This is a genomic window from Aestuariispira insulae, from assembly GCF_003385955.1.
GTDB classification, from domain to species: domain Bacteria; phylum Pseudomonadota; class Alphaproteobacteria; order UBA8366; family Aestuariispiraceae; genus Aestuariispira; species Aestuariispira insulae.
In genome coordinates this window covers 417,084-430,152 of record NZ_QRDW01000003.1, presented here as the reverse complement: position 1 = coordinate 430,152, position 13,069 = coordinate 417,084, and the positions used below count along the sequence as shown (strand labels likewise).

The following is a 13,069-nucleotide window of genomic DNA, read 5'->3' as shown; positions in this document are numbered from 1 at the left end:
TACTTTCCCTGGATGGCGGGGAATATCTATCCCGGGCTCTCTCATCTTCGGGCAGCAACCAGACCTGGGTGTTTGAAAGCTGGGTAAAACGCGATAGCCAGAACCAGACCGATGCCATCTTAACCGCGCGCAATGGCGGGCCGGGAACCGGTTACGGCTGGTTCGGTTTCACGAATGATAACCGGTTGCACCTTGGCAGTTACAGCGTGGATTACCCAAGCCCCGGCACCTACTATTCCGTGAGCAGCGATACAGTTACCGATACGGTTGGTGAGTGGGCGCATGTGGCCGTAGCCTTTGATGTCAATGACAGCGGTGGACAATTTGTACGCCTCTTTGTCAATGGTGTGGAACTGTCTACGAGTACGCTGCAAGGGTCAGCCTTCCTCGCGGGATGGGCGGATTCCGTTTTTGGCTATGGCTGGGAACACCGGATTGGTGGTTTGCAGGGAGCCTCAGAATATGATTTCGGTGGTGACATTGGTGCCGTCCTATTCCGGGATGGCGCGACAATCGAAAGCTCGGATGACCTGATGCTGGGGCAATCGGTGGAAGGCAACTGGCAGATGGCGTCGCCGGATGCGGAAACCTCCCTTGGGACGAACGGTTTCTACCTGGATTTCTCCAACAGTGAAAATATCGGCGAGGACCAGAGCGGTGGCGGGAACGACTTCTCCGGCAACAGCCTTGATTCCAGTGACTTGGTTGCGGAGTCTGGATTGTCCTTCCCGGCAAGTGGTGTAACACTTGTTGGTGGTGACGGTGATGACACATTGGTCGGCAACACGGGCAAAGATGTTCTCATCGGAGGGGATGGTGATGATATTTTGCTGGCGGGCACTGGTATACAGACGGGAGTCGTCCAATCGGCCCTTTCCCTGGATGGCGGGGAATATCTATCCCGGGCTCTCTCATCTTCGGGCAGCAACCAGACCTGGGTGTTTGAAAGCTGGGTAAAACGCGATAGCCAGAACCAGACCGATGCCATCTTAACCGCGCGCAATGGCGGGCCGGGAACCGGTTACGGCTGGTTCGGTTTCACGAATGATAACCGGTTGCACCTTGGCAGTTACAGCGTGGATTACCCAAGCCCCGGCACCTACTATTCCGTGAGCAGCGATACTGTTATCGATACGGTTGGTGAGTGGGCGCATGTGGCTGTTGCCTTTGATGTCAATGACAGCGGCGGCCAGTATGTCCGCCTGTTTGTCAACGGTATGGAATATTCCACGAGCACTATGGCAGGTTCCGCCTTCCTGGCAGGATGGGCGGACTCCGTGATCGGCTATGGCTGGGAACACCGAATTGGTGGTTTGCAGGGAGCCTCCGAATATGATTTCAGTGGTGACATTGGTGCCGTCCTATTCCGGGACGGCGCGACAATCGAAAGCTCGAATGACCTGATGCTGGGGCAATCGGTGGAAGGCAACTGGCAGATGTCTATGCCTGATGCGGAGATATCCCTAGGTATCAATGGTTTCCATCTGGATTTCTCCAATGGTGAAAATATCGGTGAGGACCAGAGCAATGGTGGGAATAACTTTGTCGGCACCAATCTGGATACAACGGATCTGGTCTCTCAGACAGGTCTGGAGTTGATTGCCAATAGCGGATCGGTAATGGACGGCGGCACCGGCAACGACACCCTCACCGGCGACACCGGCGCCGACACTTTTGTCATCAATGAAGACGCCGGCCAGGACCTGATCACCGATGCGGATGCCACCGACAAGGTTCTGTTCGGGGCCGGCATCACCGAAGACGAGGTCTGGTTTGCCCATGAAGGCGATGATCTGGTGGTGCGCCAGCTGGGCTCCACCGACAAGGTCACTGTCGCGGACTGGTATGATGCCACAACACCGCAGCAGCTGGGCGAACTGGAGCTGGCCGACGGCCAGGTGCTCAGTGCCGCGAATGTCCAGTCCCTGGTGGATGCCATGAGCGCCTTTACCGTGGCCGACATCGAAGCAGGCGCGGTCAGTTCCGACCCGGATTACACCACCGGTTTCCAGGCCCTTGTGGCCTCGAAATGGTCGTGAATGTCCTTTGAACAACCGGCCCCGCCTTTCTTCAAGGCGGGGCCGCTCTTCAAGCCCCTGGCAGATACGAAGGCAGCCCAAAGATTGTGGTGATATTTTATTGTTTTATTTCAATAACTTAAATGACACACGTAATAATTCGCACGTTATGCGTCATTCCGTTCGCACTTTATGTGTCACGGGGTCGCGGAATTCTGCGGGTTTTGGAAGATTGAATTCTCAGGTTATGAGTCACTTAACATTTGTTGTTAAGTGACTCATAACCTGAGAAACTTGACTCATAAAATGCGAACGGGCCCTCCAATGCGGGCCCGTTTTCATTTCGTGGATTAGTCAGAGAATTATGCGATTTCTTCCAGCCTAGCCGCTGTTTCCCACCACATTTCAGAACCGCCGACTTCGATAAATAATTCCATCAATGCCGACAGGACCGCATCCAATAGTTACCGACATCTCAACACGCCTTAATGTTCTGCCTTACCAAAAATTTCCTTTAAAATTCAATTATTAATAGTTGCCTTCAAGAAAGCGGTGCCATTAGACTGCGATTCATAAGGCTGCGAATGGCCATGTGCGGGCCGTTCCTGTGGGGGTGATTTCAGGGGCAGGAAGCAAACTCATCTAGAAGTTTATTGGGCGGATATCAATTCCTGATTTGGGCGCATTATCGTCCGGAATCCGCCTTGTTTCCATTCCCATTCTTCTCCCTCAATCCCTTCCGGAACCCGGTCTGGCCGGGCCGTCCGGGCTGTTTTTGATCTGTCACGCGGGAGAAATGACCAATGAGCACTTTTACAGGATCCGAAGGCGACGACACCATTACCGGCGGTTCGGGCAATGACCTGATCCAGGGGCTGGGCGGCAATGATGTGCTCAAGGGACAGGGCGGCGACGATGTGATCGAGGGCGGCGCCGGGATGGATACCATCGACGGCGGTTCCGGCAATGACGTGATCGACGGCGGCGACGATGATGATGTGATCGACGGCAATGGCGGCAACGACACCATCGACGGCGGGGCGGGCAATGATGAGATCAGCGGCGGCTCGGCTTCCGATACCATTTACGGCGGTGCCGGGGACGATACCATCACCGGCAATGCCGGTGACGACTATCTGGATGGCGGCGATGGCAACGACACCATCATCGGCGGCGCCAATGATGATGTGATACCACGGCGGTGACGGCAATGACACCATTGAGGGCAATTCCGGCCTCGACCAGATCTACGGCGAGGGCGGCGATGATGTGATCAACGGCGGCTCGCTGCATGATGTGATCGACGGCGGCACCGGCCATGACGTGATCCAGGGGTTCGCCGGGAATGACACCATCACCGGAGATTCGGGCAATGACACGCTGATGGGGGGCGCCGGTGATGATAATCTGGATGGCGGTGCCGATGATGATCTTCTGATCGGCGGGGCTGGGGCGGATGTGCTGACCGGCGGCCTGGGGTCGGATACCGCCAGCTATGAGGATGCCGGTGCCGGTGTCACGGCCAATCTTGCCGATGCCTCCGGCAACACGGGCGATGCGGCGGGCGACAGCTATACGGGCATCGAGAACCTGACGGGTTCGGATTTCGATGACATCCTCACCGGGGATGCCGGCGACAATGTGATCACCGGGGGTGCCGGCAACGACACCATCGATGGCGGTGCCGGTACCGACACGGCCGTTTTCAGTGGCAACAGCACGGATTACACCATCACCACCGATGCGGGCGTGACCACGGTCAGCGGCACGGACGGCACCGATCTCCTCACTAATGTGGAATATCTTCTGTTCGACGACGGCCCGATTTCCACAAATCCCAATACCGCGCCGGTGGCCGCGGATGACGCGGACGGGATCACCGAGGATACCGCCCCCAACCCGGTCACCGGCAATGTGCTGGTCAATGACAGTGACGCGGACGGTGACAGCTTCAATGTCTCGCAGGTCAACGGCGATGCCGGCAATGTGGGCACCAGCCTCACCGGCAGCTATGGCAGCCTGCTGCTGCTCTCCGATGGCAGTTACGCCTATACCCTGGATAACAGCAACAGCCTGGTTCAGGCATTGGGCGTGGGCGAAAGCCTGACGGAAGCCTTCACTTACACCATCGATGACGGCAATGGCGGCAGCGATCAGGCAACCCTGACCGTCACCATCAACGGTTCCAATGACGGTCCGGTTGCGGTGGCGGACAGCAACAGTGTGACCGAGGACAGCGCGCCGAACCCGGTGACCGGCAACGTGCTGACCAATGACAGCGACGTGGATGGCGACAGCCTCAGCGTCTCCCAGGTCAGTGGGGCTGCGGGCAATGTGGGCAATACGGTTTCCGGCAACTTCGGCAGCCTGCTGCTTCTGGCCGACGGCAGTTACGCCTACACCCTGGATAATGGCAATGCCCTGGTACAGTCGCTGGGCGTGGGCGAAAGCCTCACCGACAGTTTCACCTACACCGTCGATGACGGGAATGGCGGCACCGACCAGACCACCCTGACCATCACCATCAACGGTTCCAATGACGGGCCGGTTGCGGCGGCGGATGCCAACAGCATTGTTGAAGACGGGGCACTGAATCCGGTTTCCGGCAATGTGCTGACCAATGACGATGATGTGGACGGCGACAGCCTCGCTGTCTCCCAGGTCAACGGCGCCACAGGCAATGTAGGCGTTGCAACGGCAGGCAGTTTCGGGTCTGTGGTGATCCAGAGCGGCGGCGATTATCACTATACCCTGGACAATGCAAACAGCCTGGTGCAGTCGCTCGGCGTGGGCGAAAGCCTCACCGACAGTTTCACCTACACCATTGACGATGGCAATGGCGGCACCGCGCAAACCACATTGACGATCACCATCACCGGCAGCAATGACGCGCCGGTGGTGAGCGGTCCGGTCAGCCATGTGACGGCGGAGGATACAGCGATCACCCTGACCGAGGCCCAGCTTCTGGCCAATGCCTCGGATGTGGATGGGGATGACCTGTCGGTCGTTGGCCCGGTTACCGCCAGTAACGGCACGGTGACCGACAATGGGGACGACACCTGGACCTTTGAGCCGGATGCTGATTTCAACGGCACGATGGATCTGAGCTATGCCGTTTCCGACGGCACGGTGACCACGGCGGCAACCGGCACGATCACGGTGACGGCGGTCAATGACGCACCAATGGCGGGTGATGTGGATTTGGGCGAAACGCCTGAAGACACGGCGCTCACAATCACCGCGGCCCAGCTGCTGGCCAACAGCACAGATGTAGATGGCGATGACCTGACCGTCACGGCTGTGACCGTGAACCCGGCTTTGGGCACAATTGTCGCCTCCGGTGACGATTGGATCTTCACCCCGGCGACGGATCTCAGTGATGCCGACGTCACCTTCTCCTTCACCATCAGTGATGGCAGCCTGAGTGACAGCGCGACAGCGGTGATCAATGTAACGCCGGTGAATGATGCGCCGGTAATCGGGGATGTGGGTCCCGATGTTACCTTCACGGAAGGGGATGCGCCGCTGCTGCTGGATGCGGACCTCACAGTCACAGATGTGGACAGCACGAGCCTGTTTTCGGCAACGGTGAGCATCGGCGGTTATGTTGCGGGCGAGGATATCCTCACCCATGGCAGCCTGCCGTCCGGTGTGTCGGCGGATTTTGACGCGGCAACCGGCGTGCTCACCTTCAGCGGCGAAGCCCCGCTTGCGGACTATCAGGATCTGCTCCGCAGCATCGCTTATGAAAATACCTCCGAAGCGCCGGACGTGACCGCGCGTGTGATCAGCTACCAGGTCAATGACGGGACTGACGACAGTGAGATTGCCAGCCTGAATGTGAATCTGGTCTCGGTGAATGACGGCGACCCGGAAGCGCTTGGCGGGCGGATTGTGATGCCCGCGCCGGAAACCGTCAGCCATATCCTGCATGGCGCGGATGTGGATGGCGCGGTGACATTCAGCCTGGTCTCCGGCCCGGCCAACGGGTCCGTGACGGTCAATGCGGATGGCACATATACCTATCATCCGGCAGGCTTCACCGGCACCGACAACTTCACCTACCGGGTGGAGGACAGTGACGGAGTTGTCACCCAGGCGGTGATGCAGATTGAAATAGGTGACGCCGCACCGGACAGCGGCGGTGCCGAGGAGATCGTGAACAGTTACGGCACTGATTTCCAGAGCGATCCGGCCATCGCCTCGCTGGAGGATGGCGGCTGGGTTGTCACCTGGAGTTCCGATGGCCAGGACGGCAGCGCGGAAGGGATCTATGCCCAGCGGTATGGCTTTGACGGCCACAAGGTCGGTTCCGAGTTCCAGGTCAACACCTTCACCTCCTTCAGCCAGGACCTGCCGGATGCGGCGGGGCTGACGGATGGCGGCTATGTGATCGTCTGGCAGTCCAACGACCAGAACGGCTCGCCGAATGCCAAGGATGTCTATCTGCAGCGTTATGATGCCGACGGCAATAAGGTCGATGGTGAGACCCTGGTGAATACGGATCTGGCTTCCGATGACCAGGAACCACGGGTGACCGGCCTGGCCAATGGCGGCTATGTGGTGACCTGGTGGAGCGCCTATCAGGATGCGGACAGCCGGGGTGTCTATGCCCAGATGTTTAATGCGGATGGGATCAAAACCGGCGGGGAATTCCTGGTCAACAGCTATGAAACCTACGCCCAGGACATGCCGGATATCACCGCCTTGTCCGACGGTGGTTTTGTGGTTGTCTGGCAGTCCAATGACCAGAACGGGTCCTCAAATGCCAAGGATGTCTATCTGCAGCGTTATGATGCCGACGGCAATAAGGTCGGTGACGAGACCCTGGTGAATACGGATCTGCCCTCCGATGACCAGGATCCCCAGGTGACCGGTCTTGCCAATGGCAGCTATGTGGTGACCTGGTGGAGCGCCGGTCAGGATGCGGACGGCCGGGGTGTCTTCGCCCAGGTATTCGACGCCGATGGCAATAAGGTCGGCGGGGAGTTCCAGGTCAATCAGCATGAAACAAAGTATCAGGACATGCCCGCCGTTACGGCATTGACCGATGGTGGCTTTGTCATTGTCTGGCAGTCCAATGACCAGAACGGGTCCTCGAACGGCAGGGATGTCTATCTGCGTCGCTATGATGCGGATGGCAATGCCCAGACCGACGAGATCCTGGTGAATGCGGACAGCCAGGTATCGGATGACCAGAATGCCCAGGTCGCCGCCCTGAGGGACGGCGGCTATGTAGTGACCTGGTGGAGCGGCGCCGGCGAGGATGGCAGCGGACGCACCATCCAGCAGCGGGTGTTCAGCGGTTCCGGTGAAAAACTGGATGGCACCGACGGCAATGATGTGCTGATCGGTGATTCCGGTGGGGATACCATCGACGGCAGCGGTGGCGATGACCTGCTCACCGGCAATGTCGGCGACGACATCATCGACGGCGGCGACGGCGACGATATTGCCGTCTTCAATGGCAACCGCACCGACTATGTGATAGAGGATAATGGCGACGGCACCCTCACAGTGCGCGACCTGGATGCGGTCGCTGGTGGCGACGACGGCACTGATACCGTCAGCAATGTGGAGACCCTGCGCTTTGCCGATGGGGATGCCGTTATCGATCCAGCCAACAGCGGGCCGGAGGCGCTGGGTGGCAAAATTGTGCTGCCGGAAGCGGAAGCGGTCAGCCATATCCTGCACGGCACCGACGTGGATGCGGGCGACAGCCTGACCTTCGAGCTGATCGAAGGCCCGGCCAATGGAACCGTCACCGTCAATGCGGACGGCACATATAGCTATGATCCAGCAGGCTTCACCGGCACCGACAGCTTCACCTACCGGGTGACCGACAGCCATGGCTATTCGTCGGATGCGGTGATGGAGATCGAATCCTATGATGGTGGCAGGGAACCTGAGAATTCGGATGATTTCGCAAAATTGGTCAATAATGTGGGCGGTGGAACCGCGACACTCAGTGAGAATGGCACTCGGGTTATCTCAACCAATGACACCACGGTCTGGTATCAGTCCGGCACTGAAGTGCCGACCACTGGGAAAACCTATATCGAGATGGAGCCGATCACTATCAATGGTACGGTTTTCTTTGGTTTCCGTTCCATGGAGGGCAGCACATCGAACCTGAGCCAAGCCGTCTGGGTGAATGATGGCCGGATCACGTTCATTGACGCCGAAACGACCAATGCGGTTGAATTGAATGACTCGCTGGAAATACCGAATCTGGCTTATACCAGCAATGATCGCGTCGGGATGGCATATGATGCCGAAACCGGGAATGTGGAGTTTTACCGCAATGGCAGTCTTGTCGCGAATCTTACGGATTTTGATGATAACTATTCGGTCGCATCGGATGGCCTGACAGCCGACTATGGAACCTATAAGACCGGGTCTGATATCCGGGCCAATTTCGGCGCGAATACCAATGACGGGCAAACCGGCTTCTGGTATGATCCGGGCCTTGAATACCAGCCCTTGAGCGGTGAGTTCAATTTGAATCAGTCCGACTTTTCCGGTACGGACGGCAATGATGTGATCATCAGCGATTACGCCTTTGGCGATGTCAATGGCGGCGCCGGGGATGACCAGCTCTCTGCCAGGGATATTCAGCCGGAACTGACCTGGAAGACACCGGAAAATGGGGAGGATATCGATCTTGGGGCAGATTATCTGACAGTCCGGACTGGATCCGATGACAGGATCATTTCCAACTCTGTACTGGGAAAAGGCCGCCTCTGGTATTGGGAGGTTACCCATACAGGGGGGAACCAACCCTATAAGATGACCGGCATCGCCAACAGAGATTATAACACCGAATCCTCCAGCAGTTCCGACTCCGCCACCAATGCTGTGGTTTATCACAGTTCTGGTGAACTGCGGGTCGGCGCGGCCGTGCTGGCCAATTTCGAAAGCTATGACAATAACGATGTAATCTCCGTTGCCTTCTCCCCGGATGAAGGACTGGTCTGGTTTGCCAAAAATGGCGTCTGGCAGAATGGTGACCCCCATGCCGGGACCGGTGGCACGGCGGTTGCGGATGATGACTGGTATGCCATGTTCGGTACGACGGCCGGATCGCATCCTGAATATGCCAAGCTGAATTTCGGCCAGGAGGCCTTCCAGCACACCGCGCCAGTCAATTACCTGGCCGACGGCACCAGCCTGGATGGCGGCTCTGGAAATGACACCCTCACCGGCAATGTCGGCGACGACATCATCGACGGCGGCGACGGCGAGGATATCGCCATCTTCAACGGCATCCGCGCCGATTATGTGATCGAGGATAATGGCGACGGCACGATCAATGTGCGCGACCTGGATGCGGCCGCTGGTGGCGACGACGGCACCGACACCGTCAGCAATGTGGAGACCCTGCGCTTCGCCGACGGGGATGAAATCCTCGATCCAGCCAACAGAGGGCCGAAGGCGCTGGGCGGCCGGATTGTCCTCCCGGAAGCGGAGGTAGTCAGCCATATCCTGCACGGAACAGACGCCGATGCAGACGACAGCCTGACATTCAAGCTGGTCGACGGTCCAGCCAACGGCTCGGTCATCGTGAACGCGGACGGAACCTATACTTACGATCCGGCCGGATTCGAGGGCAACGACAGTTTCACCTACCGGGTGACGGACAGCCATGGCTATTCCAGGGATGCAACGGTGGAAATCGCCATCGGTGAGCTGCTTGGCAAGGTCTATGGCAGCTTGGATGAAACCATTGCCCGCTTTGGCGGTAACGGCAGCCTGTCCGACGGAAATCTCAGTTATACAGGGAGCGGCATACCCGGTGCAGATACCTATTCCCAGGTCTGGTTGGAACACAGCCTGAGCGGTCAGAGCTATTGGGAAACCGTGGTGACGGCGGAAAGCCTTGTGGGCGAGGGCCGTGTGGGAAGCGGGCTGGTGGCCAGCGACTTCGCGGAAGGCCAGTATGGTTCGCTGGCCATGCCCTCTGGTATGGAGCTGACCGGCGGTCATGTGGGAATCCGCGATGACGGGCTCTATGTCAACGACAGCCTGGTTTATGCCCGCGATACGCTCAATGATCCCACTGTCTGGCAGGCAGGCGCGCGCTGCCAATACGCCTTTGATGCGAAAACCGGCGCCCTGCGTTTCGGTGTGAATGGCAGTTGGTGGAATGGCGGTGAGGCCGTTGCCACATTAGACAGTTCGCTGGAATGGTTCCCTGCAGTCTATGCACAATCCAGCTCGGATCGTATTGAGCTGGTCATCCGTGAGGATGATTGGCAGGGCACAGATATCCCGGCGGGCTATGATGAGGTTCACAGCACCAAGCTCTATGCCAATCTGGACGAGAACATCGCCCGCTACGGCGGTTACGGCAGCCTCTCCAATGAGGATCTGACCTATACCGGAAGCGGGGCCGACGGTGCGGCCACCTATTCCCAGGTCTGGCTGGAACAGCGCCTGAGCGGGCTGACCTATTGGGAAACCGAAATCGAAGGTGAATCTGCGGCTGGACGTGTCGGCAGCGGCCTTGTGGCCAGCGACTTCACGGAAGGCCAGTATGGGTCGCTGGCCATGCCGTTTGCAGGCTTGGAACTGACCGGCGGTCATGTTGGTGTGCGCAGCGACGGGCTCTATGTAAATGACACGCTTGTCTATGCGATCCAGGCAGGGGATGCCTCTCCCTTTGGCACGGGAACGATCCATCGCTTTGCCTATGATGCGGATAGCGGTGAGTTGCGTTTCGGCGTTGGTGACGACTGGTGGAACAGCGCCGATGCCGTAGCAACGCTGGATACCCGGCTGGATTGGTTCCCGGCGCTCTATGCGCAATCGGCGAATGACTCAATTACCCTGGATCTGCAGGAAACCACCTGGAATTATTCCCCATTGGCCGGGTATGAGGAACTTTCGATCACCAGCCCGATGGGCATTCTCGCCGGAACCGACGGCAATGATGTTCTTGTCGGTGATGACGGTGTTCAGGTTATCGACGGCGGCGCCGGGGATGATCGCCTGAGAAACGGATCAGGTATCTTTGATGCTGTATATCGCGGAGGAGCATCCCTGAGCGATACCAGCGGTTATCTGGAGCGGGCCGCTTCGGCGGATGGAAACCGACAGACATGGACCTTTGCGGCCTGGGTGAAACCGTCACTGGACGAAACCTTCACCTATCTTTTCGGGGTTGAGGGCGGCAGCACAAACTCGGATCTTTTCTCTATCAAATACCGCAAAGATCTGAACCAGTTGGATATTGATGGCTTCAATACCCTGGCCCAGGTCAATCTGGGGACGGGGGCCAACCGTGATCCGCTCGTGGCCAATGAATGGGTTCACCTGACCGTGACCGTGGATCTGACCGCCTCGGATCCAGCCGAGCAGTTGAAGATTGCCTTCGATGGTGCTGAGCAGACGGTTCAGTTAAACGATCCCTACTGGCCAGGTGAAGGCGGTGAGCTGGCTGTGAATATGGGAGGGCGGGATCATGTTCTGGGCATCGATCCCTATGGCACCTCGCCAAGCGGTGATGTTGTCCTGGCCGATGTGCATCTTGTGGACGGCACGGCACTGGACAGCGGCAGCTTCGGTGAAATGGCCGACGGCAGCTGGGATGGCCGGGATTATGACGGTGAACATGGCGGCAACGGGTTCCATCTGGCTTTTGATGGATCAGGCGAACTGACCAGCGACAGCGCAGGAAATGGCGGCTTTACCGAACAGGGAAGCGTTTTCCGGGATCAGGGCGTGCTGGACCGGGATGCCGCGGCAACCACCCTTATCGGCGGTGACGGGGATGACATCCTAATTGCCGCGGATGGGGTGCAAAAGCCCTGGCTGAAGAATGGTGTGGTCCTTGATGGCGATGCCAATTACCTCAGCAGGACCAGCAATGTGGCGGGGGATCGGAGTATATTCACCCTCTCCACCTGGGCCAGCATGGCGCGTGATTCCCAATTCACCTATCTCTATGGGGTTGAAGGGACCGACAACAGCTCCTTATTCTCCGTCAAATACCGCAAAGATCTGAACCAGCTGGATATTGGTGGCTTCAACACATTTGCCTATGTGGATATCGATCTGCCGGCGGATGAGTGGTTCCATCTTGTGCTCTCGGTGAATACCGGGGCAACGGAGCAGGCGGACCAGATCCGGATCTATATCGATGGTGTCCAGCAAACGGTTAACTTTAACGCCAGTTGGCCGGTTGCCGGAGGTGAGCTGGGGGTCAACAAGGATAATTCAAAAACCGTCATTGGCGTCGATCCCTACGGCAGCGATACCAGCGGCAGTGTGACGGAAGCGAATATCGAACTGGTCGATGGCCAAGCCCTTGATGCCGATTCCTTTGGGGCAATGGTGGATGGCGAATGGATTGCCAAGGAGTTTGCCGGTGAATATGGGAATAACGGCTTCAATCTTGAATTTGCCGACGATGGGTCGATCATCAGCGATAGCAGCGGAACCGGTAACGATTTCACGATCAATGGCACGCTGGAGTTGGAACCGGATACCGATGTCTGGAAGGTTGAAGGATCTGAAGTCAAACTTGTCGGCGACACCGGCAACGACACTCTGACCGGCGGCAGCGGCGCTGACATTTATCTCATCAGTGAAGGATCCGGGCAGGATCTCATCACAAATGCGGATGCGTCCGACAAGGTCCTGTTCGGCGCGGGCATCACCGAAGATGAGGTCTGGTTTGCGAGGCAAGGCGACGATCTGGTGGTGCGCCAGCTGGGCTCCACCGACAAGGTGACGGTGGCGGATTGGTATGACGCCGCCACCCCGCAACAGGTCGGCAGTCTGGAACTGGCCGACGGCCAGATACTCAGTGCCGCCAATGTGCAGTCGCTAGTGGATGCGATGAGCGCTTTCACCGTGGCGGACATCGAAGCCGGCACGGTCGATACCGATCCGGATTACACGACCGAGTTTCAAACTCTTGTAGCATCCAAATGGTCGTGAACATCCTTTGAGCAACCAGCCCCGCCTTAACAAAAGGCGGGGCTTCCTTTCAGAGTCACTGACGGATATGAGTTTGATTGTAAAATATGGGTTTTAATTTTCATGAA

General features: G+C 57.8%; 3 protein-coding genes. All 3 read left to right on the top strand.

The window, feature by feature from the left end; all coding sequences use genetic code 11:
• Window positions 1-2,039 (top strand): LamG-like jellyroll fold domain-containing protein (locus DFP90_RS22845; protein ID WP_281269699.1); only part of this gene is annotated, 2,039 nt, incomplete at its 5' end.
• 782 nt (window positions 2,040-2,821) lie between these two features.
• The gene (locus tag DFP90_RS10910; protein WP_115936534.1) at window positions 2,822-3,223 is read left to right on the top strand and encodes a calcium-binding protein; all 402 of its coding nucleotides are present in this window, start codon (window positions 2,822-2,824) and stop codon (window positions 3,221-3,223) included.
• Between the two features lie 64 nt (window positions 3,224-3,287).
• Window positions 3,288-12,962: a tandem-95 repeat protein gene (locus DFP90_RS10905; protein ID WP_115936482.1), complete on the top strand. Its 9,675-nt coding sequence runs from the start codon at window positions 3,288-3,290 to the stop codon at window positions 12,960-12,962.
• The last annotated feature ends 107 nt before the right edge of the window (window positions 12,963-13,069 follow it).

Excerpts from the sequence above, each read along its gene's own strand:
- DFP90_RS10910 (WP_115936534.1), top strand. The coding sequence starts at position 2,822 with ATGAGCACTTTTACAGGATCCGAAGGCGACGACACCATTACCGGCGGT.